At 60.2% G+C, this 24,855-nt stretch carries 27 protein-coding genes; 13 read left to right on the top strand and 14 right to left on the bottom strand.

Translation table 11 applies throughout. The features are described 5' to 3' along the window. Positions 1-95 precede the first annotated feature (95 nt). Positions 96-1,484 (top strand): YiiX/YebB-like N1pC/P60 family cysteine hydrolase, encoded by a 1,389-nt coding sequence (locus VFG26_RS12975; protein WP_325025918.1) that lies wholly within the window; start codon positions 96-98, stop codon positions 1,482-1,484. 12 nt (positions 1,485-1,496) lie between these two features. Next, entirely contained in the window at positions 1,497-2,324 is an 828-nt protein-coding gene (locus tag VFG26_RS12970) for an alpha/beta hydrolase (protein ID WP_325025916.1), read from the top strand. A gap of 87 nt (positions 2,325-2,411) precedes the next feature. Here the strand turns inward: VFG26_RS12970 and rpsU are convergent, their stop codons facing one another. Beyond that, entirely contained in the window at positions 2,412-2,750 is a 339-nt protein-coding gene (gene rpsU, locus VFG26_RS12965; RefSeq protein WP_325025914.1) for a 30S ribosomal protein S21, read from the bottom strand. Positions 2,751-3,002: 252 nt separating this feature from the next. On the opposite strand from rpsU, the gene VFG26_RS12960 reads away from it, so the two are divergent. Further along, positions 3,003-3,560, top strand: coding sequence for a nuclear transport factor 2 family protein (locus VFG26_RS12960; protein WP_325025911.1), 558 nt, complete (start codon positions 3,003-3,005; stop codon positions 3,558-3,560). A 36-nt stretch (positions 3,561-3,596) separates the two neighbouring features. Here the strand turns inward: VFG26_RS12960 and VFG26_RS12955 are convergent, their stop codons facing one another. From VFG26_RS12955 to VFG26_RS12945, 3 genes are all read right to left on the bottom strand, one after another. Continuing rightward, positions 3,597-4,952, bottom strand: a complete 1,356-nt coding sequence (locus VFG26_RS12955; RefSeq protein WP_325025909.1) for a glycoside hydrolase family 3 N-terminal domain-containing protein — start codon at positions 4,950-4,952, stop codon at positions 3,597-3,599. 240 nt (positions 4,953-5,192) lie between these two features. Further along, on the bottom strand, positions 5,193-6,377 hold the full coding sequence (locus tag VFG26_RS12950) for a GNAT family N-acetyltransferase (protein WP_325025907.1): 1,185 nt from the start codon (positions 6,375-6,377) through the stop codon (positions 5,193-5,195). A gap of 43 nt (positions 6,378-6,420) precedes the next feature. Next, complete coding sequence (locus tag VFG26_RS12945; RefSeq protein ID WP_325025905.1) at positions 6,421-7,281, bottom strand: transporter substrate-binding domain-containing protein; 861 nt, start codon at positions 7,279-7,281, stop codon at positions 6,421-6,423. Between the two features lie 164 nt (positions 7,282-7,445). On the opposite strand from VFG26_RS12945, the gene VFG26_RS12940 reads away from it, so the two are divergent. Further along, positions 7,446-8,930, top strand: a complete 1,485-nt coding sequence (locus tag VFG26_RS12940; RefSeq protein ID WP_325025903.1) for a glycosyltransferase — start codon at positions 7,446-7,448, stop codon at positions 8,928-8,930. 21 nt (positions 8,931-8,951) lie between these two features. Here VFG26_RS12940 and VFG26_RS12935 read toward each other — a convergent pair whose 3' ends face one another. Beyond that, positions 8,952-9,296 carry a DUF3175 domain-containing protein gene (locus VFG26_RS12935; RefSeq protein WP_325025901.1) on the bottom strand — a complete coding sequence of 115 codons (345 nt, stop codon included), beginning with the start codon at positions 9,294-9,296 and terminating at the stop codon, positions 8,952-8,954. Between the two features lie 158 nt (positions 9,297-9,454). Between VFG26_RS12935 and VFG26_RS12930 the strand changes: the two genes are divergently transcribed. After that, entirely contained in the window at positions 9,455-10,708 is a 1,254-nt protein-coding gene (locus tag VFG26_RS12930; RefSeq protein WP_325025899.1) for a cyclopropane-fatty-acyl-phospholipid synthase family protein, read from the top strand. A 6-nt stretch (positions 10,709-10,714) separates the two neighbouring features. Here VFG26_RS12930 and VFG26_RS12925 read toward each other — a convergent pair whose 3' ends face one another. Next, a complete protein-coding gene (locus tag VFG26_RS12925) occupies positions 10,715-11,413 on the bottom strand; it encodes a lysophospholipid acyltransferase family protein (RefSeq protein ID WP_325026113.1) in 699 nt (232 codons plus the stop codon). 538 nt (positions 11,414-11,951) lie between these two features. Between VFG26_RS12925 and VFG26_RS12920 the strand changes: the two genes are divergently transcribed. Further along, positions 11,952-12,140 (top strand): hypothetical protein, encoded by a 189-nt coding sequence (locus VFG26_RS12920; protein ID WP_325025897.1) that lies wholly within the window; start codon positions 11,952-11,954, stop codon positions 12,138-12,140. On the opposite strand, the gene VFG26_RS12915 is transcribed toward VFG26_RS12920, so the two are convergent. Then, on the bottom strand, positions 12,137-12,361 hold the full coding sequence (locus VFG26_RS12915) for a hypothetical protein (protein ID WP_325025895.1): 225 nt from the start codon (positions 12,359-12,361) through the stop codon (positions 12,137-12,139). The genes VFG26_RS12920 and VFG26_RS12915 overlap by 4 nt on opposite strands. Positions 12,362-12,502: 141 nt before the next feature. Between VFG26_RS12915 and VFG26_RS12910 the strand changes: the two genes are divergently transcribed. From VFG26_RS12910 to fcl, 3 genes are all read left to right on the top strand, one after another. Beyond that, a complete protein-coding gene (locus VFG26_RS12910; RefSeq protein ID WP_325025894.1) occupies positions 12,503-12,775 on the top strand; it encodes a hypothetical protein in 273 nt (90 codons plus the stop codon). 148 nt (positions 12,776-12,923) lie between these two features. Beyond that, positions 12,924-14,000: a GDP-mannose 4,6-dehydratase gene (gmd, locus tag VFG26_RS12905; protein WP_325025892.1), complete on the top strand. Its 1,077-nt coding sequence runs from the start codon at positions 12,924-12,926 to the stop codon at positions 13,998-14,000. Between the two features lie 17 nt (positions 14,001-14,017). Next, the gene (gene fcl / locus VFG26_RS12900; RefSeq protein WP_325026111.1) at positions 14,018-14,971 is read left to right on the top strand and encodes a GDP-L-fucose synthase; all 954 of its coding nucleotides are present in this window, start codon (positions 14,018-14,020) and stop codon (positions 14,969-14,971) included. Between the two features lie 48 nt (positions 14,972-15,019). Here fcl and VFG26_RS12895 read toward each other — a convergent pair whose 3' ends face one another. Beyond that, entirely contained in the window at positions 15,020-15,214 is a 195-nt protein-coding gene (locus VFG26_RS12895) for a hypothetical protein (protein WP_325025890.1), read from the bottom strand. Between the two features lie 492 nt (positions 15,215-15,706). Between VFG26_RS12895 and VFG26_RS12890 the strand changes: the two genes are divergently transcribed. The 3 genes from VFG26_RS12890 to VFG26_RS12880 all read left to right on the top strand — a co-directional run bounded on the left by VFG26_RS12890 (position 15,707) and on the right by VFG26_RS12880 (position 17,745). Further along, positions 15,707-15,934 carry a hypothetical protein gene (locus VFG26_RS12890; RefSeq protein WP_325025888.1) on the top strand — a complete coding sequence of 76 codons (228 nt, stop codon included), beginning with the start codon at positions 15,707-15,709 and terminating at the stop codon, positions 15,932-15,934. Positions 15,935-15,950: 16 nt separating this feature from the next. After that, positions 15,951-16,184, top strand: coding sequence for a hypothetical protein (locus VFG26_RS12885; protein ID WP_325025887.1), 234 nt, complete (start codon positions 15,951-15,953; stop codon positions 16,182-16,184). Between the two features lie 1,294 nt (positions 16,185-17,478). After that, entirely contained in the window at positions 17,479-17,745 is a 267-nt protein-coding gene (locus tag VFG26_RS12880) for a hypothetical protein (RefSeq protein WP_325025885.1), read from the top strand. Positions 17,746-18,080: 335 nt separating this feature from the next. On the opposite strand, the gene VFG26_RS12875 is transcribed toward VFG26_RS12880, so the two are convergent. Then, positions 18,081-18,539, bottom strand: coding sequence for a hypothetical protein (locus VFG26_RS12875; RefSeq protein ID WP_325025883.1), 459 nt, complete (start codon positions 18,537-18,539; stop codon positions 18,081-18,083). A gap of 346 nt (positions 18,540-18,885) precedes the next feature. Next, a complete protein-coding gene (locus tag VFG26_RS12870; RefSeq protein ID WP_325025881.1) occupies positions 18,886-19,140 on the bottom strand; it encodes a hypothetical protein in 255 nt (84 codons plus the stop codon). 161 nt (positions 19,141-19,301) lie between these two features. On the opposite strand from VFG26_RS12870, the gene VFG26_RS12865 reads away from it, so the two are divergent. Continuing rightward, positions 19,302-19,547 (top strand): hypothetical protein, encoded by a 246-nt coding sequence (locus VFG26_RS12865; protein WP_325025879.1) that lies wholly within the window; start codon positions 19,302-19,304, stop codon positions 19,545-19,547. 59 nt (positions 19,548-19,606) lie between these two features. Here VFG26_RS12865 and VFG26_RS12860 read toward each other — a convergent pair whose 3' ends face one another. Genes VFG26_RS12860 through VFG26_RS12845 form a run of 4 tightly spaced genes read right to left on the bottom strand, consistent with a single transcriptional unit; the run spans position 19,607 to position 24,849 of the window. Next, positions 19,607-20,590, bottom strand: a complete 984-nt coding sequence (locus VFG26_RS12860) for a hypothetical protein (RefSeq protein ID WP_325025877.1) — start codon at positions 20,588-20,590, stop codon at positions 19,607-19,609. 1 nt (position 20,591) lies between these two features. Beyond that, positions 20,592-21,785: a polysaccharide pyruvyl transferase family protein gene (locus tag VFG26_RS12855; protein WP_325025875.1), complete on the bottom strand. Its 1,194-nt coding sequence runs from the start codon at positions 21,783-21,785 to the stop codon at positions 20,592-20,594. Beyond that, positions 21,782-23,575, bottom strand: coding sequence for a polysaccharide biosynthesis tyrosine autokinase (locus VFG26_RS12850; RefSeq protein ID WP_325025873.1), 1,794 nt, complete (start codon positions 23,573-23,575; stop codon positions 21,782-21,784). The genes VFG26_RS12855 and VFG26_RS12850 overlap by 4 nt, the downstream gene beginning before the upstream one ends. Then, a complete protein-coding gene (locus VFG26_RS12845; RefSeq protein WP_325025872.1) occupies positions 23,575-24,849 on the bottom strand; it encodes a polysaccharide biosynthesis/export family protein in 1,275 nt (424 codons plus the stop codon). The genes VFG26_RS12850 and VFG26_RS12845 overlap by 1 nt, the downstream gene beginning before the upstream one ends. Between the last annotated feature and the right edge of the window lie 6 nt (positions 24,850-24,855).

Below are 24,855 nucleotides of genomic sequence, written 5' to 3'. Positions count from 1 at the left end.
TCGGCAACATTGGCTTGCCGATCTGGGCCCGTTCCGGGCAGCGTCGGGATTGGTCTGCTATAGCTTCGGCGAATTCTGGTTGTGGGGGATTTGAAGTGTTGGCTCCTGTCGCGTCAGCGTCCTTCGAAAGAGATATCGAGCACATCGAGATTCTGGCCGCCACCCCGGTGACCAACGCGCCGCTTCTGGCGCGCAATCTTCAATTCATCTACGAGCGCGCCTCCAAAGCGCGCTTTGCCGATTACGACGTCGCCTCGATCGCGAAGAACGCGCAAGGTCTCATCTACCGGCTGTTCGATCTCCGCGTCGGTCTGCGCAACCAGCTTGCCTATTACGAGATGCTGGGCCTGATGACGCCCGAGGTGACGCAAGGTTTTCGCGACGTCTTCCGCGTGCTCCGCTACGTGTCCGACATGCTGGGCGAAATCACCACGGGCCATCCGCGCTCAGGCGAGGGCGGATATCTGCTGCGCGGGTTCACGGGTTCGGGCAACAATACGCTCGTCAATTATCCCTTCTACGAGAGCGGCGCGGCGCAAAACTTCCGCTCGGGCGACGTCATCCTTGTGCGCGGCACGGCCCACAACAGCGCGGCAATCGCGCGAATCGGCGACGTCGACAGCCAGTTCAGCCATATCGGCATCGTGCACATCGATCCCAACGGCGACCACTGGATGGTCGAAAGCCTGATCGAGGACGGCGCGGTGGTGACGCCGCTCGCCAAGGCGCTCGACCACAACATCGTGCGCGCGGTGCTTTATCGCCATCGCGATCCCGATCTGGCGGCGCGGGCGGCGAAATGCATTTTCGATTACGTGGCGGCATCGCGGGCTCGGGGCGGCAAGCGCATTCTTTACGATTTCTCGATGCGCACCGACGATACGCGCAACCTGTTCTGCTCCAAGCTTGTTAGGCTTGCGTACGAGCAGGGCAGCTTCGGCACGTTCAGGCTGCCGACCTACCCGACGAAGATTGCGCAGAAGAACAGGGATTTTCTGGACCGCGTTGGCGTCGCCACGGATCTGACATTCGCACCGGCCGATATCGACATGGAATCGGGCTTCGACCTGGTGGCCGAATGGCAGGACTACCGCGAGACGGCGAACATCCGCCTCCAGGACTTCACGATGGACAAGCTGTTCGAATGGATGGACCGCTACAACTATCGGTTCGAAGAAACGGCGGCGATCCGGCTGGTGTCGGTGCTCGGCCGCTTCGCCTCGCACTTGTCCGACAATGCGAAGGAGGTTCTTTCATCGGTGTTTCCACGCGTGCCGGGGAACATGCCGAGAAAGACCGTGGCGGTCGTCGCGATGCTGCACAAGACGGCCGAGCCCATCTATCAAGAACTGCAGAAGCTCAATCAGGAGGCGGTCGCCGATACCGGCGTTCCGCTCCATGGCTTGGACGTCATGGCGGCGCTCGAAAAAATTCGGGAGCGGGAAGGCGACAGGATCGGCTATCTTGTGCGGCGTGGCCGCTAGAACAAGTTCAGCATGTTGCTGGTATTTAAAGTCGTCGTTGCGACAGCTGCAGCGGCATACGCCGTGGCTGCGGGGGTCATGTATATCGCTCAACGCCAATTCATCTATTTTCCCGATCCGGCGCGGACGTCGCCTTCGGCAGCCGATCTTCCGGACGTCTCAGAACGAATCCTCTCGACGCCCGACGGCGAGAGGATCGTCGCTTGGTACGCCCCTGCGAAGCCGGGGCAGCCGACCATTCTCTACTTTCACGGAAACGGCGGGGCGCTGGAGCTGAGGCGCGAAACGATCCGCCGGTATCTCGATCGCGGCCGCGGCATGTTCATGATGGCCTACCGGGGCTACAGCGGCTCGACCGGATCGCCGTCTGAGGCCGCCAACGTCGCGGACGCCAAGCTCGCCTATGATTCGCTCGTCGCCGACGGCGTGAACCCCGAGGACATCATCCTCTACGGCGAATCGCTGGGCAGTGGAGTCGCCATCCAGGTCGCCCGCGAGAAGCGCGTGGGGGGCATGGTGCTGGACAGCCCCTACACGTCGATCCTCGAGCTTGCTTCACAGCATTACCCGTGGCTGCCCGTGGCCTGGCTATTGAAAGATCGCTACGATTCGATCGGCTACATCGCTGGCGTTCACGTGCCGCTCTTTATCCTGCACGGCGAAGCCGACAACGTGGTGCCGGTGGAGATGGGCAAGCGTCTGTTCGCAGCCGCCAACGAGCCCAAGGAGATTCGCACCATCCCGGGCGGCGGGCACGTCATTCACGACGGGCCGACGTTCGCCCTGGTTGATGACTGGATCACACGGCTCAGGGCTTCGCGCCTGCATTCGGCGAACTGAAGCTCGGAACGGGCAAGATTTGCTCAAACGAAAAGGCCCGCGGAACTCGCGAGCCTTTGAAATTCGTTGGCCGGAATGGCGAGGCGCTTAGACTGCGCCGCCCTGGCTGCCGCCGCTGCGGAAACCGCCGCCGCTGCTGAAGCCTGCACCGCCGCCTGCGCTCGGACGGCCCGCGCCCGGACCCTTGCCACCGGGGCCACGCGCTGCAGCGGGCTTGCTCGGAAGGAGGCCTTCGCGCTGCAATTTCTTACGGGCGAGCTTGCGGGCCCGGCGGATGGCCTCGGCCTTCTCACGTGCTCGCTTTTCAGAGGGCTTTTCGAAATGGCCGCGAAGTTTCATCTCGCGGAAGACGCCCTCGCGCTGCAACTTTTTCTTAAGCGCCTTGAGAGCTTGGTCAACGTTGTTGTCGCGAACGAGAACCTGCAAGCGGTTGTATCCTCTAATGAATCCATATTATCGGGATGCACAAAAACACCGACGCCGGTGGGCTGCCCCCCGGGGTCCGCGTTCTTTTCTGGGGGGCTTGTAGCAAACACAACAAGGATTGGCAATCGCGGAGTCGGTTTCTCGTTGGTCGCGGGCGACTTACCTCCGGAAAGCGGCCACCTGCAATGCGGGCTCTTCGCCTTCAGCCGCGAATCGTGAAAACCAAAGGAGGGTGCGACAGAGGGGCTCGCGATGATCGGAACGGCATTCTTCAGGCGCTTGCTCGGGCGGCTGGCCCTGGCTTCGGTGGCAGGAGGTGCCGCGGTGGCCCTGACTTGTGGCGCTGAGTGGGCGCGGGCGGAAGATGCCTGTACCAAACTATCTGACGTCGAGGTCGTGCATCTGCTCAACGTCTGGAAGGCCGAATTTACGGGTGGCGATTCGGAGCGCCTTTCGGGCTTATACGCGGACGCGGCGACCGTTATTGCTACCAAAGAGGGTGAGCCTCTCAACGGGAAAGAGGCGATCCGCTCCTACTTCAAGGATCTGCTCGCCAAGCGGCCGCTGGTTTCCATCAGGCCGTCGTCAATGAGTTCGGATTGCGGAAAGGCCGTCGTGAGCGGCCCCGTCGTCTACCGGTTGAGCGGCGAGCGGAAAGGCACGCGGATGCTGCTCGGCGGGACCTATACGGCGGAGTACGCGCTGAAGGACGGAAAGTGGTGGATTGTTCGTCATCAGCTCGCCGCTGACCAGCGCGCCGGCGGCAACGCGAACGGCGATGGTGCCGGCAAGACGTCGCCGCCGCTTTAGGATCGCTGCCCCGCCATCCCCCTTTCAAGTTCGGCGTCAAGGGGAGACGGGCGGGACGCCCTGCTCGGCGCGAAGCGGGGCGGACGGCGGCAGCTCGCGGTCATCGACAAAAACGTAGTGCTTCAGCCGTTCGGTCGTTTCCTGCTCGCGGGTAAGCGCTGTCTCACCTTTGATGTCGGCCTCGATCAGCGACGACATCACGATGTCGTAGTGCGCATCGAGCGCGCAGAGCAGGATGAGGTCGATGCCTGCATTGAAGGCTTTGACCGCGGCGCCGCCCACGCCCTCCTTCGAGCCGGTTACGGCGCCCATGCTGAAATCGTCCGTTATCAGAAGGCCGTCGTTCTCGAAGCGCGGTCGGATCACCTGATTGACTACGGCCTCGGAAAACGAAGCAGGCGTCGCCGGGTCGACGGCATCGATGCGAACATGGCCCACCATGGTCGCGACGCCGGGCTCGGTCATGACGCGGCGAAAGGGCAGCCAATCGCTGAGTTCGAGCTGACTGAGCTTCTGCTTCAATTCGCCGGATGCAACGTGGGTATCGCGCGCGACGCGGCCGAGGCCCGGGAAATGCTTCAGCGTGCAAATGATGTTGAACTTGGTCAGGGTATCGCAATACCAGCCGGCAACCTTGGCGACGACATAAGGATTGCTGCTAATGGCGCGCCAATAGATGCGCGTTTCGCCGTCATTGCGCGGCGTGCCGAGCTGCAGATCGACGACGGGCCCGAAGTTCATCGTAATGCCGAGGCGATCGAGCTCGCGGGCTTGCAGCTCGGCATAATCGCGGACGGCTTTTTCGCGTTCGCTGTCGGTCTTGAGCTTGGCGATCACCATGCCCAGCGTTGGCTGCCATTTGAGCGGAGGCGAAAGGCGCGAAACGTATCCGCCTTCCTGGTCTGCCGCCACGATGAGGCGCGGCATGCCCTGCGCCCGGCGGATATTTTGCAGGTCTTGGATGTGCCGGGCGATGTCCTCGGCCTTGCGGCCGGCGACGTTGTTATCGGTGATGAAGATACCGGCGATGGCCTTTTTCTCGACCAAGGATCTCACCTCGGAAAAGCTCGAAAAGCCGACGACGAGACGGCTGCCGAGGCGTGCCAGACGTTCGGGGTCAGAGGCCAGGATTTGTGCCCTAGTCAGAAGTTTTGCCGGACGTTGCGTTGCTTTCAAAGCCGCGGCTTCGGCTTTCGCAGCCGCGGCGCTCTTTGCGCGCACTGCCAGCAGGCGGTTGCGGCGCTCGATGCGGGCCGCCCGGTACCGGTCGCGCGATGACTGCCCGGCGTGGGATTTGCGCTTATAGGCTGCGTGAGCATCGCTGCTCCCGCCCAGGGGCGCCAAGAGCGTCACTGAAACAAAGGCAAGAACAACCGTTCGGGCAATGATCATGATCATTGGCTTCGCAATTCTTGCCTTAAAACCCTCTCTTGCACGGAACGCCGATGTCAAACGCCCGAATTGCCGGAATGATCGCATATTCCTCAGGTGAACATCACCGCCTGAGTATCGCTCGCCAACGAGATATCACAAGTTTTCTTGCCCCTGTTGATAGGAGCGGATCCCACCTGTGGGTCGGCTTTGAGAAACGCCGGCTGCTATTGAAATGTTTCCCATTAATGGAGAGCGATACTATCGAGTTGTCGAGTGCCCCTCGCCCGTCTTCGCAAATTTTCTCTTAGTGGCCACCAAGAAAGGCCAAAGCCACAGTCCTAAGGCATAGGGAGCGCCGACGGGAGACCGGGCACGGAAATACTCCGACAGCGTGCAATTCTTGGCGCCGAGCCGCCGCTTGTAAGGTTCATCGCCAATTGTAAAGTCGAAGGTCCGGCAACCTTTCGCGTGCATGTGCGCGATAAGATTCCAGATCATCACTAGGCCCGGTGCCAGTCTCGGCCATTCGCCGGAAGCCAACGTGATCATCAGCAGGTGAAACCGCTTTTGCCAGTATAGGCCGAAGGCCGTCGCAATTATCTGATCGCCGACTTTCAGGCCATGGACGGTCACGACCTCCTGATCGAATTCGGATTGCAAGATCAGGTCGTAAAATCTGCTGTGTGCGGGGGAGGTGAGAATGTTGCGTCGTCCGAGCGAGGCAAAGCGTGATTGGCGCTGCTGCCGAAGCACGTCGAACAAAGCCTTTCTTTCCGCTTGCGACGCGGGGATCACGTAGCGCAGAGCGCCCAATTCCTGAAGCCGGCGCGTCCGCCTGCGGATTTCGCGCCGTGCGGAAAAGGGAAGTGTCTTGCGTTCCAGGTCGTTGAGATTTTCATCCAATGGCAGTTGCCAGGACGAATAGCATTCGGGCCGGAAGCCCTTTAAACTAATCAATGGATTAGGGACATCACTCAAGATCTGAGGGATTTTCTGAAGATATAGAATGTCGCTTGCTGGCAGACTCTGTATGACGGCGTCCCACACCTCTGCGACTTTCGCCGTATCAGAGGCGATGCTGCGAGATATGATAGGCGAATTGTAATCGCTGACCTTGAAGTCGGGAAATTCCAAGAACTGCAATAGCTGTGCGCGCCGCCGAACGAGCGGAATCAGCATTAGATCTTCGCCCGTTTTGCGATCCTTGGCGATCACGATGTGGGGTTCGGCGTCGAACGATCGGCCAACGGATTGGAGTAAGGCGGAAACCCATGCATAACTTTGAAATGGTGTGCTCACACCGCTGCTTTCGATCACCTTCCAGCGCGATCGAATGGGTTCGATATCTGACCACGTTTCGATTACATAGTTTCCGCGGGACGATCGCACGAAATGATCTCGACCATGGATGGCTTTATCCGGGAATGAGGGCGAGCGAAACATAATGCATGGCTTTCAATAAGCCAGCCTCGACGTCTTTTTAATATCAATAAATTCTGACTGGAAAGTAGCGCTGAACGAGTTCTTCAAACCGGCCCGATGCCCGCACCTGATCGAGCGCTTTGTTCAGCAAGAGCCTTATTCCAGGATCGGATTTTGGAACGGCAATGGCGATACCATCGCCGAAGAACTTCGGTTCCAAATACGGCCCACCGCGCATTTCGCAACACTGTCGCGATAAAGTCCCATTCAGCCAAAACGCCAGAGATATACCGTCGTCGAATATAAAATCGGCTTTGCCGGCGGCGAGAGCCTCGCGCGCGAGATCGGCGTTTTCGTAGATCGCCAGCGGGCTATCGCGGAAAAAGGCCTTGAGGAAGGCTTCGTGTGCAGTGCCGCGGGCGACCGCAATGCGCTTGCCGTCGAGGCCGCTCGGGGACATCTCGACCTGCGGCTCATCCTTGCGTCCGGCGAACCGGCCGGGGGTGTGGAAATAGCGATCGGTGAAGTCGACGTCCTTCAGAACCGATGGGGTGACCCTGTGGGCAGCGATGACTGCGTCGGCCTCTCCCTTCTTGAGGGCCGGAAACAGCTCTTCCCAGGCGCGGGCTTTGATATCGCAGGACGTGCCGAGCTCCAGGCAGATAGCGCGCGCCAGATCGACGTTGAAGCCGACGAGCACGCCGTCCTCATCGTAGAAATTGAAGGGCGGGAAGTCGCTGTCGGTCAGGAAGCGGATGACGACGCGGCGCGTTGGGGTGGCGTCCGCAGGCGGAGTCGGGGGCGTTGCTGCAATGCGGGCGGAACCCGCCTCTTGCGCAACGGCCTGGAGGGTCGACCCGGCGACGACAACTGCAAGGGCCACCAGCATCAAGCCGAGGGCGCAAACTCTGTTTAGGACCGTCATCTTTTTCTCATGCTCATAGGTCTGAAGATTTCGCGCGGCCGTTCACTGAACATATTTCAAATCTGCAGGTCTTGAGCATATACTTTGTCACTGGTTGGGCGATGCGGTCGCCGCGGGGGCAACCTGGGATGTTCGGGGCTCGGACAAAGACGCCGGCAGTCCGCGTGGTACGCACCGCGCGCGATCATGGCCGGCGGCCGGCATCCTCACGTTCGCAGTTTCAGCGCGATATTGGACAACTTGACCGCGCGGTCAACGATTTGCGGCGGCGCGCGCCTGACTTCTCCGCGGCATCTCCGCTTCTGCCCTGGCAGCGCACGGTTCTGCTTCTGGCTCTCTCAGCTTTCACGGCCGGATTGATCCTGGTTGAAGACTTTGGGCTCCTGCTCTGGTCGCTCAGCATTGCGATCCCCTTTTTCATGATATCGGCGCTTCGTTTCACGGCATTCTGGCGCGCGCGGCGAAGGCGCTGGGAGCCATCTCTCCATCCGCCATTTGATCGCCGATACGACAAATGGCTGCCGACCTATTCGGTGCTCATTCCGCTCTATCGCGAAGCAGCTGTGGTGCCGGGTCTCATCGATGCCCTGGCGCGGATGGACTATCCGAGCGAGCTTCTCGAGATCCTCTTCATTACCGAGGCGGACGATTATGCGACCCGGCGTGCGCTTGCGGCTGCTGGGCTTTATTCAAACATGCGAACGGTCACCGTTCCCCGGGGACGGCCGAAGACCAAACCCAGGGCGCTGAACTATGCGTTGCAGGATGCGCGCGGCGTGCTCGTCGCCGTGTTCGATGCCGAGGACAGGCCGGATACCGATCAGCTTCGCCGGGCAGCTGAGGCCTTCATTCAAGGTGGGCCCCGGCTCGCCTGTGTGCAGGCGCGGCTTGCAGTTTTCAACGGCGATGAGTCTTTCTTCAGCCGTCAGTTTTCGCTCGAGTACGCCGCGCTCTTCCGCGGATTGCTTCCTGCTCTCGAACACTTGCGATGGCCAATTCTGCTCGGCGGCACGTCCAATCACTTCAGGCGCGATGTTCTTCTCAGGTGCGGCGGCTGGGATCCGTTCAACGTCACGGAAGATGCCGATCTCGGCATTCGCCTAGCGCGGCTGGGATATGAAGTTGAGATGATCGACTCCGAGACGACGGAGGAGGCTCCAACGACATGGCGCGTGTGGCTCGGCCAGCGTACGCGCTGGACCAAAGGCTGGATGCAGACTTATCTCGTGCATATGCGCCGGCCAGTGCGGCTCTGGCGTGATCTTGGTCCCTGGCGCTTTGCAGGATTTCAGGTGACCCTTTGCGCGATGCTCGCGTCGATGCTTTGTCACCCGTGGTTCTATGTGTTCGCGGCGATCCATTCAGTGCTCGGCACATCCATTCTTCCGGAAAGCCGGTTCCTGATGTGGCTGTGCGGATTGAATCTCGCGATGGGATATCTCACAGCGGGAGCGCTCATCACCGTCACGTCGACGGGGCAAGGCCTGGCGCGACGGCTCTTTTCCATTCTCTTCCTTCCCGTCTATTGGCTTGCCATTTCCGTTGCGGGTTATCGTGCGATTATCGACCTCGTGCTCCGGCCATTCTATTGGGAGAAGACGGAGCACGGCGTGAGCCGGAGCGAGACACCGAACGCGCCGCGTTTCTGAGCGTTCTGCCTGTTTTGTCGTCTATTTGGCCGGGCGGCCGAAGGCTTTCCGCAATTCGCTCTTTGTACGGTCGAGCGCCCGGCGCCGCTTGGCGCCCAGATTTTTGCCGGCGCGATTGATATAAAAGGTCAGCATCGACATTGCCGACTGAAACGGGCTCGATTTGCGCTTGCGGCTGTGTTCGGCTGAACGTTTTAGCGATTGCGCGATTTCGGCCGGTTTGCGTGCGAACACATGGTTTTCAAGGTCGAGCGCATCGCTCGACTCGGTGACCTCGGCAGACCACCTAGCCTTAGATTGGCGGGATGAGCTATTCTGCCTTTTGTTTGAATGCCGTTTGGACGCGTGCTTTTGGTTCTTGCGCAAATTACAACCCTTCAGAGTGATTTTACTGCGTTGACCCAATGCACGTGAAAAACCGGGGCGCCTGTCCTAAGTTTCGTTTGCGAGGCGAGTACCCCGTGCGGAACTGAACGGTTTTCCGCTGGTTATGCTTTGTTGGGTCGGCTGGGGCTGCATCACCCATGAAACGCGCATTACAATCCCTACTTGATCGCTGCATTCAGAAGGGGACCTTGACGCTGGAGTTTCCCAGCGGTGAGCGGGTCACAGCGGGAGATGGGAGCGGCCTGCCACTAACCGTCAAGCTGATGGATGCAAAAGCCACCGCCGAGCTTTTCTTCAATCCTCAGATGGCTCTCGGTGAGCTCTTCACGGACGGCCGATTGCAGGTCTCGGGCGGCTCCGTTTACGATCTTCTGGATCTTCTTGGGCGCAACCTTCATGGGCTTACGCCGCCGCAGTTCGGGCGTATGCGAATCCTATTGCGCAATACGCTTGGGCGCTGGCACCTTCGGAATTCGCAGCGCCGTGCGCGTGCCAATGTTCAGTACCATTACGATATTGACGACCGGATTTATCAGCTGTTCCTCGACCCCGACCGGCAGTATTCGTGCGCCTATTTCGACGAGCCGGGACAGAGCCTCGATGAAGCGCAGCTCGCCAAGAAAAGGCACATCGCCGCCAAGCTGCTCCTCAAGCCCGGTTTAAGTGTTCTGGATATCGGCAGCGGGTGGGGCGGTCTCGCGCTTTATCTTGCAGACATTGCGGGCGCCTCGGTCACGGGCCTCACGCTTTCGCCAGAACAGCTCAAGGTGGCGCAGCGCCGGGCGGGCGAACGCGGTTTGACTTCGCAGGTGGAGTTTCGTCTCGAAGATTACCGTGCGCCGCGCGACAGCTTTGACCGTATCGTATCTGTCGGCATGTTCGAGCACGTCGGCCTCAAGGACTACGACGTCTACTTCGATACCGTCCGGCGTAACCTCAAAGATGATGGCGTGGCGTTGATCCATTCCATCGGCCGGATGGACGGCCGCTTTGCGACCAATCCCTGGTTCGCGAAATATATCTTCCCGGGCAGCTATGTTCCCTCGCTGGCGGAGGTGTTTCCCGCAATCGAGCAATCGGGTCTCATCGTGACGGATGTCGAGATCCTGCGGCTCCATTATGCCGATACGCTCGCAGCGTGGCGGAGCCGTTTCATGGCCCGGCGGACGGAAGCAGCCACTGTGCTGGACGAGCGTTTCTGCAGAATGTGGGAGTTCTACTTGGCGGCGGCCGAAGCCGGGTTCCGCTATGGCGGCCTCATGGTCTTCCAGATTCAGCTCGCAAAGACGATCGATGCCGTTCCACGCGTGCGCAGCTATATGAGCGAGGCCGAAGACAAGCTGCGCCAGCGCGAGCGCGAGATGCAGCTCAGCAGCGTGGCGGCAGAATAAGCTTCATCAGGTGTTGCGGCTGCTCGTTGCCTGGGGCGAGGCGCTGTCGAGCTTGGGTTCGGTTGCGCGTGCGATTTCGTAGGCCCGGCTCGTGACCGTGTTGAGCGCATTTTCCACTTCGCGCCGCTTGCGTTCGAGTTCGACATCGTCAGCATCGGCTGCGACGAAGATCGGTTCGCCGGCGACGAGGGCGAGATCGGAGAACGGCAGGTTGATCGTCATCTTGCTCCAGGTATTGAGCACGATGCAGCGGGATGTGGCGGCGGCGATAGGAATGATCGGACGGCCCGAAAGGCGCGCGAGCGTCACGATCCCTTCGCCGGCATGGCGCGGCCGGCAGGGGGGAACGTCAGCGGTCATGGCGACGATCGTGCCTTCCTCTAAGGCCCGCACGGCTGCGCGCAACGCATAGGCTCCGCCGCGATTTCGCTTGCGGTGGCCCGCTCCTGCGCCGCGTATTGCAGAGATGCCGAAGCCCCTGAGGAAATGGGCGACGATTTCGCCGTCGCCGTGGCGGGAGACCATCGCGGCGACCTTGTATTCGCGTGTGTTGACATCAGCCAGCATCATGAACTGGCCGTGCCACATCGCAAAGATGAAGGGCACCTGGGAGCGCAGATCTTCAAAGAACGTCGGGGGCTGGTAGATGGGCCTCGACGTCTTTTTGACGACGTGGATCAGCCCGGAGACCACGCGGCCGGCCATCGCTGCCAAGATCTGATTTTTTCTCGAAACGCGCGCCATTCTTTAAACCAGCGTGCCAGCCTTGAAGATGAGACCGCGGTCAGCGGCAGGAGGAAGGTAACCCAATTGCGCAGGGGTGCAATTCTGTCCCCGCATAGAATGCGCAAGGTTTTGGGATAAATCTTGTCTGCAACAATGCTCACCTAACACGTAATTGCTTGAGGATTTTCGGTCGCGCGCTTCGGCAGGCGCGACTTCGTCGTGAGCGTAGTTCATGGCTGTTCGAGATGATCACGGCGAGCACCTGCCGCCCGTAACGCGAGTTCGTTTTTCTGGCCTTGCTGGACATGACCAAGCTTGTGAGTGGCTGTTCGTAAAATCGAAGCGGCTGAGTTAAAGCCCGATTAACTTACAATCAAGCCTAAGCCACGATGCTGCGCCTTCGTGATCGGCAACACACGAAGTTCACGAGGACATTCATCCGAAATTCAGGAGCGAAATCCGACAAAGGCTCTGCGCGTGAGCGAGGGTATCGCGTGCGAACAGCACTACGGGGTGAATGATGGAAAAATTTCGCGTGGTCGTCTGGTGCGAGTCCTGCCGCGGCGACGATGAGGGTTGTTTCGGTGGCTGCGATGAGGTGATCGACGGCGCATTCGAGTCCGTGGAAGACGCGGAACGTGCAGGCGTACATTACTGCTCGAACATGCCTTACCAGTACCGCGTCGTGCACTCAGGAGCGTTCTAAGCGCGCAGCAGTTGGCTTTCCTTGCTCAGGGCTTCCTTGAGCGTCATCTGCGCCATCTTCAATTTTCGAACCATGTCTTCGTAGTCGATCGCGCCTTCCAGCGCGTCGGCCAAGAGAAAGTCGGCCTGCTCAAGCTTGGCCTCCAGGCGCGCGATGCGGGATCGCGCGTCGAACAGCTCGGCCGGCTCGTTATTGCTCACGGCCAGAGAATCTATGGTCATCAGCGGCTCCTTAGGCGTTCGCTCTGCAACGCTAAGGGCGGATGGGGGGTTCCTCTCCGATTTAGCGGCCGCGGCTCCATTATGACGGAACGGTGACAACTACCTCAGGTTCTCCGGAAAGACCTCTTTCGGAGAATGGATATGCTTAAGCTTCTCTTGGGATTTGCTACCTTCAGCGCGATCCTCGCGCCGCTGCCCGTGCTCGCTCAGCCTCGCGGAGTGTACGGCGCCCCATACTACACGCCTCGCGCCTACATGGGGTGGAGGAGCACCGATAATATCGGACAGAGGGTCGAAAAGCCGACTTCGCCTGAGGAAGACGACACGACTTCGTCTGGTCAGAACGTGCCGCTCAGTCAGCGCATCGATCCCGAGAATCCGACCTCGCCCTCGATGAACGGGACCGCCGATTAGCTGGTTGGCCCCATGCGTCGAGTGCCGGCGGGTTGTCCACAGCGAAACGCGCCTGCCGGCTCTGGATATAGTCCTTAGGTGTTAACTTCCGTTGCTTGTGCTCGCGATTCAACTACTATCAAGGGTAGCAGTTGGCGAGGGGCAACGTATGGCGCAGGGCAGGCGGACGGCACTCATCACCGGGGTGGCCGGCCAGGACGGATCATACCTCGCACGCCTGTTGCTTCAGCAGGGCTACGAAGTCCACGGAATGAAGCGACGGTCTTCTTCCTTCAATACCGAGCGCATCGATGATCTCTATAGCGATCCGAGAGAGCGGCCGACGCGCTTTCATCTTCACTATGGCGATCTGACGGACGCGACGAACGTCATCCGGCTGGTGCAGGAAATCCAGCCTGATGAGATTTACAATCTCGCGGCGCAGAGCCATGTGGGCGTCAGTTTTGAGACGCCGGAGTACACCGGCAATGCAGACGCGCTGGGTACGCTGCGGCTGCTGGAAGCGATCCGCATTCTCGGACTTGCGCGATCGACACGGTTTTATCAGGCCTCGACATCGGAGCTCTACGGCAGCGTTCGCGAAACACCGCAGTCGGAGACGACACCGTTCTATCCCCGGTCGCCGTACGGGGTCGCCAAGCTCTACGCTTATTGGATCACGGTCAATTACCGCGAAGCCTACGGCTTACATGCCTCGAACGGCATCCTCTTCAATCATGAAAGTCCGGTGCGGGGCGAAACCTTCGTGACGCGCAAGATCACCCGCGGGGTCGCGGCCATCGAGAAAGGCATTCAGCGCACCCTCTATCTTGGGAACCTCGATGCAAAGCGTGATTGGGGCCACGCGCGCGATTACGTCGATGGCATGTGGCGCATCCTTCAGCAGGACAAGCCCGGCGATTATGTTTTAGCGACGGGCGAGACGCATTCGGTGCGCGAATTCGTTGAACTCGCCTTTCAAAGGGTCGGCCGCAGCATCCGCTGGGAAGGCACCGGCCCAGATGAAGTTGGTCGCGATGCGAACAGCGGCAGAGTGCTCGTGCGGGTCGATCCCGATTATTTCCGGCCGACCGAAGTTGATCTTCTGCTCGGCGATCCATCGAAGGCATTCGCGGAACTCGGATGGAAGCATAAAACCACCTTTTCTGAACTCGTCACCGAGATGGTCGACGCCGATATGCATCTCATCGAGCGGGAGCATTGGCGTCTCGACCGGTCAGCCTGATCGAAGCCCGTACGCGGATGCTCTACGAACTTTCGGGAAAACGCGTCTTTGTCGCCGGCCATCGCGGGATGGTGGGGTCGGCGCTTGTGCGGCGCCTCGAGCGGGAGCCTTGTGAGGTCCTTACTGCGGGGCGGGAATGGCTCGATCTGCTCGATCAAGCGGCGGTTCGCAGCTTCATGTTCGAGGCGCGTCCTGACGCTGTCCTCATGGCTGCGGCGAAGGTCGGCGGCATTCAGGCCAATAGCAATTTTCCAGCCGAATTCTTGTACGAAAATCTCGCGATAGAGACGAACGTGATCCACTCGGCGTTTCGCGCCGGCGTGGAGAAGCTCATTTTTCTCGGCTCGTCCTGCATCTATCCGAAATTGGCGCCGCAGCCGATCCGTGAGGAGGCGCTGCTCACCGGCTCGCTCGAGCCCACGAACGATTGCTATGCGATCGCGAAGATCGCCGGGCTGAAGCTGTGCGATGCCTATCGCACGCAGTACGGCGCCGACTTCTTCTCAGTAATGCCCACCAACCTCTATGGCCCGGGCGACAATTTCGATCTGGAGACCTCCCATGTGATCCCTGCGCTGCTGCGCAAGGCGCACGAAGCCAAGCGCGCTGGCGCGGCCACCGTCACGGTATGGGGAAGCGGGACGCCACGCCGTGAATTCCTTCACGTCGATGACGCTGCCGACGCAATCGTTCATCTTCTGAAGGCCTACGGCGGGGGAGGCCACGTCAACATCGGCACGGGCGAGGACATTACAATCCTGGAACTCATGCACCAGATCTGCCGGGTCGTGGGCTTCAAAGGGCAGATCGTCACTGATCCGTCGAGGCCCGACGGCACGCCGCGCAAGTTGCTCGACGTGTCGCGTCTATCGGCAAGCGGCTGGAGGCCCCAGACCAGGCTCAAAGACGGCTTGGCTGCGACCTACGCTTGGTTTCTTCGAAATGACGAGGACTTGCGGCAATGGGCATAAGCTTGTGAGGCGCATGCGCCGCTTTTTATAGTCTTGAGCTTATGGCCCTCAGGCCGCTACTTCCATCACGGCTTCGCGAAACTTCGAGATATCGCGTTCACCCTGGTCGGCAATGGCGCAGACGCGCTGCACGACGTCATCCGTTGAAAGTTCCGGACAGCGGCTGCGCGTCTCGGCGAGAATTTCGTTGATTATGCGCGCGAGTTTCTTGAGCTCGTCCGAGCTGTAGCACGTGATCTGCATGTTGCTCCTAAAGCCAACAGGATGCCGGCTCGTCCGCACAGAGCCGGCATCCTAAACGAGTGAGGCAATTGCCGCGCTCCGCATCCCCAAACGCGTTTCCTAGCGGGTGGTTCCCGCGGCTCAAATTGTGCTCGTCCGGAGACATGAGGGGCGTGTGGCCGGGGAGGCTCATGCGATTAATTTACCCTGCGACCGCTGCGACGGGCTTGACCATCCGCACCCAAATCAGATTGCTTAGGAGGTGCCGACAGCAGCATTAGTGCTGAGTAGTTGTTGTCCATGGATATACATGGCAACCTCTACCCCAGAGGTTTGATCGGCGGCCGACAGAACCGCGCCGTCCCCAATTGGTTCTGTTGATGAGTGACAAGCTCAAAGAAGAGAGCGGCTGACATGCCGCTCTCTTTTTCGTTGGCGCCACCAATCCTCGACACTCGGAACCTCGCTCAGCGCACGCCGTTTTTCCTCCGGAGGTTTGTCGGAGGCTTCGCGATGGCATTGGATCAAGAGCACGAATTCGTCGACCTCGAGGACGAAGCCGAGGCTCGCCGCTATGCGCGCCGCGTCACATGGATCGGAGTATTGGCCTCGTTCGCTCTCGGTGCGGTGCTCGTATCGTCGCTGATGTACGGGCGCATACTCACCGACGATACGGGAAAGGTCTTGACGCCGCCTACGGCGCTCGTTGCGTCCGACGCTCCGAAGCAAGACACGCCTTAACGGAGGAGAGACAACGATGGCGTTTTGGACTGAAAGCCGCGGCATCGACGAGGCCGTTCGCAAAACGGATACGACGCTGAACGTTCTCGTGGCTGTGCTGCTTGCGGCCTTTGCGCTCGCTGTCAGCGCTTACTATTACGGGCAGATGAATCCAAGAGTGACGCCCGCGACGGTTCAAGCTCCCGCCGCAGGCCCTGATACGGTGCAGCCCGGCGCGAACCCCGTTCAGCCGTCCGTACCGCGTCAATGAACGCGCTCGCGCGTCCGCGAACACCCGTCAATTGCAGCGGATATGCGGAAGGCGGAACGTTTCGTTGACGACGTCATCGTAAGCGCAAAATTCCGCAAATATTTGGGCCCATACTGTCTCTTGCATAACAAGCGATGGAGACACCCATGCGGAAATGTCTTTTCGGTTTACTTGCACTCGGAAGCGCGCTGATCGCCACGTCGGCTTGGGCGCATCCGGCGCCGGCGCCCTTGGCCTCACAGTCCATTGTTCAAGACGTCGGGCATCGCCACTGGCATCGCGGCTGGGGCGGGCCCCGTTGGGGTTATGGCTACGGCCCTGGGTTCGGATACGGCTATGGGTACCGCGGCTGCGGCCGCGCGCGCCATATCTGCGCCGATCGCTGGGGCTGGGGCGGCCCCGGTTTCCGCCGCTGCATGTGGCGCCATGGCTGTTGAGTATGAGTGCTCGCTGAAATGAGCGGCACTTCGGACTGCCGGGAAGTTTCAGCTTCCCGGCTCTGTCATGCGTGTTCGCGCTCGGCACTTTTTTCTGCAATCGAAGATCAACTTCGTTCTTCTAATATGGCCGTTGGTTCTTCAGTGAACGCGCATCAAACGAGATCGGCCGTGAACCTCATGTTCAGCGTCAAGGCTGGAAATCCCGACGCGCCGTGATGCAGGGCTAGAGTCGTCCGTTGCTTCCAAGCAATGGAGACGCGCAATGAGAAACTTCATATTCGGGCTTGTTGCAGTCAGCGCTGCCGCAATTGCGACGGCCTCGCTGGCGGCGCCAAGCATCAATACCGCGCGAACGGATCAGCCGGCGGTTCAGCTCGCGCAGGGACCTCCGCCTCCGCCGCCGCCACCACATGGGCCGCCACCACCGCCGCCTCCGGGACCGCCAGGTCCACCAGGCATGATGATGATGGGGTGTCCCGGAGCACGTCATGTCTGCGCGGAACGTTGGGGCTGGGGCGGCCCGGGATTCATGCACTGCATGTGGCGTTACGGGTGTTGAGAAACCAGGGAAGACGAATGAGCTTGACGCCGGGAGCCATCGCTTCCGGCGATTTTTTGTGGCATCGCGAAACAGTCTTCATCCGTAGTTTTTTGTCAGGTCAGGTTATGAAGGCTTCGCGCGCAGCTCTGCGCTTAGTGCTTTTTTGCAAAGCAGTTTAGGGCGTGCGCTGCGTCATCGATAGCGCTTCAACCGCGTTCGTCCATGAACCCGATGTTCAGCGCGTAGATGGGAAATTCAGTCTCGTGCTTCAGCGCCGGTAGAGTCTTCGTGCTTCCAAGCAAGGAGACGCTCAATGAAAAGTATAACGATCGGGTTGATTGCATGTGCGGCCGGTGTTTTCGCGCAGGCCGCTATTGCAGATCCAAGAATTTCGGTGGCGCCGGCGGCGCGCCCGCTGGTGCACAAGGTCCAGAAGTTCGGGTGGCCGGACCGCCCGGGCGGCCCTGGCGGCACGCCTTACTATGCTGTCAATTGCGAGGCCACGCAGGCGAGCTGCGCCCGACAATGGGAAGTGGGCGGGTATTTCTACAATAGGTGCATGTGGTTGGAAGGCTGCTAACGAGTTGAACCAGACAGCGAAGGCCGAAGGGCGGTTTCCCTTCGGCCTTTTTGCTCAAATGCTCACACGACTGATGATTTCCGGCATCAGATGCGCGAAAAGCGTGTGGGATAATAGCCGTTCGCGCGAGGTGCTTGAAAGGGCCACTGGCGTCTGTGCTACGACATTGGCTCGAGGATCGTCGAAGGGGAGTGCGCGATGCTTGAAGAGATCAAGATGGTTTTGGCCATCGGCGCGCCGATAGCGCTTGGCATCTATTTGATCTCCCTGCTGCGCAACGAGACGGCAAAGAAAAAGCGAAAGGCCAAGTAGCGGCAGCCTTTGGCTTTGTGAGGTCACTTCTTCTCCGTCTTATCCGTCGTCGTCAGCTCGTTCCATTTGTCGCCGAGCTGTTTCTTGAGATCGTCGATCTTCTTGGAGGCTTCATCCGTCTTGGCCGTGAACGCAGCGCGCGCCGTCGTGTAGTCGGCATCGGACAATTCGAACTCGGTCATGAAGGGGCAGCCGCCGTGGGTAAGATTGGGCGCGGCGTAGCGAACGAGCGTCGTTCCGGGCGTCGGCCCTGGGCCCACTTTCATAATGACTGAGTCTTTTTCCATATGGCACTTGTCGCCCTTGGCGAGGGACTTCATGTCGATGGTGACGAACTTGCCTCCTTCGTTGAGCAAGGTGACATCCATCGAGCTTGGCATGAAGGCCAGTTCGATGCCGCTGTCCGCATCAGCCGCGTGCGCCGAGAGCGGCATCATCGCGAAGGTAGCGGCCATCAGTGTGTGCTTCAAAAGGGACTTCATGGATGCATCCTCTCTCGTTCGATCCTGCAACGCGCTTTCGCGGATAGAGCAAACGCATTGAGGACGTTATGTGTCCATAATGTGTAAGGTCAATCCGACCTCAAAATATAATCGGGGTCTGCAGCGTTTGCCGGGCTGTGGGGCTTTTGCATGGATCGATACGGATATTGGCCGGGTAAGCCGGAACGGCCGATGCACGTAGGCACCTGCGGGCTTTGTGAGAAGTTCGTTGGCGGAGCAAGTCGTGAGCCGAGCGTCGAAACACAAAAAAAGCGCGCGGGTTCGCCCGCACGCTTATGTTAAAAGGAATGCTTCCGGTTAAAAGCCGCGGCCGCGGCTCAGCCCGTCAATGCACCGGCTTGGTGCTCTTCGAGGCGGCCCGTGCGGCGCCTTTGGCGGTCAATCGGGGCTGCTTCTTAGGCGCCGGAGGCTCAAGAGCCTCCCGGGCGAGACGTTCGGCGCGCAGTCGCTGCGTTTTCAGCTGGATAGCTTGACGCTCGCTCTCGCGCTCCTGGAGGGCCTGAACGGCTTCGCGCTGGCGGCGGAGCTTGGCTTCAGCAGCCCTCGATTTTGCAGCTTCGCGATCGCGTTCGGGTTTCATGGCATCAATTGCCGCTTGATGCTGCGCGCTCTTCGGGTAATTCCACATAACGAAGAGATGGGGTCGCGTGTGCCATTGTGCAAGGGCCAATCGAAATCTTATCTTGAGACGGCCTTGCCGGGCAGTCAGTCCTGGCGGGTATTCACCATGAAGGAAGCCTGATGATCGAGTGGAAGCCCATCGGAGAATACGTCGAGCCCGATTGGGCAGAGGCCGGGACTGCGTTGCCGCCTACGCTATTCTGGCGGCCCAAGCATGGGGCCATTCTCGGGTTCATTCGCGACGGCGAACTTTTCGATGCCAAGTGGCTCTATGTCTGCGACAGCAACAAGGTGACGAACTTTTCGCCCGTCAATGCGCCTGGCGATAACGTCATCGACTTGGACGCTCATCGGGCCGGGGCGTGAGTTCAAATCTGAATTGGGCCCGGTGAAGCCGGCAACTCAGCGTCCGCAATAGCTCCCGCCTAGAGCGCGGCGCGCTCATAGATGGCGAGGTGACGGCTGGCAATCGCCGGCCACTCGCGTTCGGCCAAACCGGCGCGCAGTGCCTCGGCATCGATCGCTGGCGGGCTCGGCGCCATAACGTGGCGCGCCGCCTCAAGCGGGCTCTCGCAATTGATCGTCGCGGCGCGTAGCCAGGCGGGCGTCTCAGCGGTGTGGGTCGTCAGCACGGACACGCCGTGCTTGAGGCAGGCGAGCGCGGAGCCGCGCTTGTCCGTAATGCCATCGGGGAACGGCATGTACGCATAAGTGGCGCGCCTGAGTTCTCTCGAAACATCCTCGCTGCTCAGGTTCAGATGGAGTTCGATGCCGTATCTGGTGGCCGCATCTTTGACGCGCGCCACTATGGGGGAAGAGGCGTCGGTGATGGCGCCAACGAAGGCGACGGGAATTTGCGAACCTTGCTTTCGCAGTTCGGCGACGGCTTCGATGACGAGGTCGAGGCCTTTGCTCTCACCAATCTGACCGAAGTAGATCAGCCGGCGCATGCGCTCATTCTGAGACGCGGGCGTCACGGGAATGTTGTTGCCGATAGGAATGACGCTGCAGGACTTCGCTGCGAAGGGATACCAAGAGAGAAACGCTCGGCGTTCTTCGTCGTTCGAAAAGACAATCTGCTTCGCCAGCAACGCCGCAGGGAGGCAATAGAGCTTCCGCGCGGTTGAGAAGATCCGGAACTCGTGGAGCGTCAGGATCGTGCGCCTGTTCAGTGCCAGAAGCGCCCACCAGGGCGCCTTGCCCATCTGCAGGCTTGGATACTGAATGTGAATGATCTTGCTGCGGTGCGTGCGGGAAATTCGGAGTGCCTCGCTGAGCGACCACGTCTTCACGAGCGCGCATTCCGTACCGTCGTGCACGGAAGCCAGGGCTCCGACGAGGCTGTTCGTGTAATCGAGGACACCGCAGCGGTTGCCCGGCGTGCCCGAGAGGACGTGAACAATCCGCACCTTAGGTCCCCTGCGTGATCATTGCTGCGAGCGAGCGTATGCTCTGATGACATGCCTCGATCTGCTGCGCACGGTGCGGTTCATCCAAGCCTTCGCGCGCGGCTTGCAGCACGCGTGCTGCAGCCTCTTCAGGGCGTGCGCCACGGTCGTCGAGAAAATACTCGGCGCGATTGGTCAGGCGGTAGAAGGCGCGAACTTTCGGATCCCAGCCCAGTCCGATCGAGGGAACGCCAAGCGCATACGAAATGATCGACGCATGCAGGCGCTGCGCCAGCACGGCCTCAAAACCTGAAAGGTTATTGACGAGATCACCATCGTCTTTCGGGGCGATGCCTGAGGCGGTGTGCGCGATGCCATTCGCGCTCAGCAGCTCGGATACGCGGCGCGCGGCACGAATATCTCCGGCCTCTCCCGTGGTGAAGAGGCCGACTTCCCCACCGGCGGCCGATATGCGCCGCGCGACATCGATCCAGAACGCATCGGTGATCCCCGATGGCTCCGGCCGTATGTTGGTGACCGCGGCGGGCGACATGATGCCCAATCCAACGCTGAAGCGGGCGCTTAGCGATTGCTTTTCGACGCCGAAGGTTCTCGCGGCGAGGAGTCCCGGATCGGGCGCGATGCTGATGCCGTTGCGCGCCAGACGCGCTCGGCTCAGGTGTTCCGCTGATTGCTCGTCGCGGACGCTGATGCTTTCGATTGGCGAATGCTCAAGAAAGCGCCGTAACTCCTCGCCCGCCGCAGCTTCCCAAGTGTCTGGGTGAGAGACGCCGACGGAGTGCACGTGAATGCCGATTCCAAGCGCGCGTGCGAGTTCTCCGACAGCACTGAGCCGAGCCGGAAAATACTCCGTCGTTCCCGTGAGCAAATGTCCTCCGCCGACGACGATCGCGGACACAGGCGTGCCGTTGATCGCTCTCTGCCATTCGGACAACAGCCGGTGGCGCGCGCGCCGAACGTTGAGCCGTGTCTTTATCCGCCGGGGCACGAGCGGCAAGATCATCGCGCGTGCTTTTGACGGCCGTGAAGGTGCGGTCGAGGCAGGTTCGCTCTTGCCGTCGATATCCCAACCGTCTACCTGGCCGTCGAGTTCGCCCCGAAGCCCCTCGTGCAGACAGCGCCCAAGCAGGCGATCGCCGAGGTTGGCGCTAAAAAAATCGTTGAAGCAGATAACCCGCAGTTCAATATCCCTCACACTTCAGCGCGCTCAGCCTTGGCCATCATCCTTGTCGCCGCTTTCATAGGCCGGATGGATCCCTTGGATTGGACCTCGGGTGATTTGTTGATCACGATGCCCATCACACGGCTTGCAAGTCCGTCGGCGTTTTCCAGACAGTGTTCGATATCGACGATCGGGCTGCCCCAGCGGGTCACGATGAGAACGCCGTCAAGCAGCGACGCGATCGCGCGCGGCTCCATGTGATCGAGCCCTGCCGGCAGATCGATGATGATGTAGTCGAAGTGGCTCTGGGCACGGCGCAGTGCATTCCGCATCCCTTCGCAACTGAGGACATCGGCCGGGTGGCCATCCGTTCCGAGCTTGTGCTGACCCAGGAAGCTCAGATGGTCGGACAAGCGGGCGACCGTGAAATTGCCGTCGGTCGAGGCCATGAAATCGGAGAGCAGCGCGGCGCTTGGTTCGCAGAAGGCGCGAGCCAACGTCGGATTGTGCGTGTTGGCATCGATCAGCAGCGTTCTGCTTCCTGCCTGCGCGGCGAGGAGAGCGAGACTGTAGCTGATCGTGGTTTTGCCGTCCTGCGGCCGTGGAGATGTGACGCCGATGATGCGCGCGCTATCCTCGGCACCGCGTTGGCCGAACGCGAGCTTTATCTTGCGCAGTTCATTCTCAGCGAGAGCTGCGCCATTGCCAGCATCTTTGACAAGCGCAACCGGCAATTCTTTATCGCGCCCGAACAGGCTCGTGCGGACTTTGATCGACGGCAATGGTCCGAACGCTCTGATCCCGAGTGCGCCCGACAATTGCGCGCGCGTTCGCACGGCAGGCTGAAGAAACTCGGCGCCGAAGGCTCCGAGGACGCCAATCGTGCAGCCGGCAATCAGCGACAGCGCAAGCACGAGGATCTTGCGGGGCGATCCGGGACGGGTCGGGGGGATGGCGCGCGTCAATACGCGGGCACCGGTCGTCGGAATCGCGATCTTTTGCAGCTGCAGCGCCTGCGTGTAGCGGTTCTGATAGGCCTCATAGTTCGCGCGCGCGCTCCGCGCCTTGTCATTGAGGTCTCGCACCTTGAAGTCAGTGGGGCCGCCATCAGCAGAGGCAGCGGGTGCCGGGTTGGGTTCGCTCGCGGCTTCGCGGGCTTCCTTGTCAGCCCGTTCGGCTTGCGCGCGAAGCTCCGTGAGCCGGTCCTCCATCCACTTGTTGGCGCGCTCTTGCGTATCCTGGCGCGAGCTCAGCTGTTCATCGATGTAACCCTCCGCAATCGCGTTAGCGATTTTGGCGGCTTTTTCGCTATCGACGGACGTTACGTCGATCTGCGCTACGTAGCTTCTTCCGATCCGCTCGATTTTGACCTTGGTCAAAAAGTTATCCAAAGCGATTTCGCGCCGGTCGACTTCGCGCGATCCTGAACCAAGGCCCGGGACTATCGACAACAGGCGAGAGAGCAAGCCTGGTTTCGGATTGCCGAATTCGGGGTCGTCGGCGAGGCCGAGCTTATCAATCACATGCAGCGCAAGGCTCGCCGAGCGAACTGCTTCGACCTGAGATTCAACGACGCTGCTGTCGACGGTCGCCTCGCGTGACGAGGCGTCGTCGTCTCCAGGCATCTGTCTGGTTTCCGTGAGCAGGACAGCAGTCGCGATGTACTTATTAGGCGTCACCGCAAGGTACACAAGGGCTCCGCCGAGGCAGGCGAGGATCGCCATCAAGATCGCGCGGCGCCACCATTTGAGAACGCTCAAGAGCTGGCCGAGTGACCAGCGAGAGCTTTTCAGATCGTATGTGGATTGACCGATGTGAAGCACTATTGGGATCTTCTCTCATCTGACTGCGGGGATGGCGCGCTGCCCTCGGGCATTTGCAGCGCCACGTCGACGACGTCGCCGGGTGCCAGCTCCTCGTCTTGCGTGGCGGTGAGGTCGACGGAGCGGCCGTCCTTCTTGCGGTGAATGCGGATGCTCGGCTCGCTGTTGTTCCCGCGCACGAGTTGCGAGCGAACGAGGCCCGTGTAGATGAGCTTATCTCCGAGCGCTTGGAGCTTGCCGCGGGTTTCAGCCATTTCCGTTTCGGTATTGCGTATTTCCGCCAGGATGCTTTCGCGCCGTTCGTCAGGCAACTTGTTCAGCTGTGCCTCCAGATCGACGCGGTCGCGCTCGGAAACGCCGCGCTGCGCGACGGTTTGCAGATATCGCGTCGAGGACAGCAGGATTGTCCGCCGTGCCTCGATGACACGTGTGATTGGAAGCGTCTGCCTGCCGAACAGTTCCTTGACGCGGTCGAGCTCCTCGGTGTCAGCCTGGACGCCGAGGTTCTCCTTTTCCTCCTGCTGCAGAAGGGTGTTGATGCGATTGTTCTGACTGGCGATCGCGGCTTGCAGATATTCGCGCTGCGTCTGATGCAGGCTGTTGCGCGTTTTCAGCTGATCCTCTTCGAGATCGACGATGGCCTTGGCCTTCTGCTCGGATATCGGCGTCTTGAGCAACTGCGCGCGGTCGATCTTGTCCTTACCGTCAAGTTCCGCTTTGAGCCTCAGGATCTTGGCCTGCTGGGAAGCGAAGATGGTCCATTGTGCTTCATAATCGGCGCGGAAGTCCGCTTCCTCGAGGAGCGGGTTTTGCGCGCGAAAGCGCATGACATCCACTCCGCCGGCCAACGTGATGGCCTGGCGCACCGTCATCCCGGGCCGGAACACCTGCTGTCCCGGTTGTGAGACATCGCCATTGACGTAGATCGGCCGGTATTCCGCGATAGTGACCGAGATCTCCTCCGGCGCCAGCATTTCCGAGAGCTGACGTCCATCACTCGTACGGCGGCGAAGCACCTTTGCTGATATTTCACCGCGCACTTTGGATTGAAGTTCCGAGATCGTCAGGCCTTGCGCGTTGAATTCGCCCGTGAGCGGCAGGCTGATTTGCCCGTCGATATTGACGACTACGCGCGTCTTGATGTCAGGCGCAGAGGCTGCGCTGAAATCGACCGCGTCGCCAGGCTGAAGCCGATAGCTGTCGGCTGCCAAGCTGAGACCTGTTGTGTTCAACAGGATGGGAAGAGCGACACCCAGATATTTCCAATTCTTCATAAGCAC

Source organism: Hyphomicrobium sp. (assembly GCF_035687085.1).
Classification (GTDB): Bacteria; Pseudomonadota; Alphaproteobacteria; order Rhizobiales; family Hyphomicrobiaceae; genus Hyphomicrobium_B.
The sequence above is the reverse complement of the archived record's forward strand: the minus strand, read 5'-3'. Positions and strand labels throughout refer to the sequence as shown.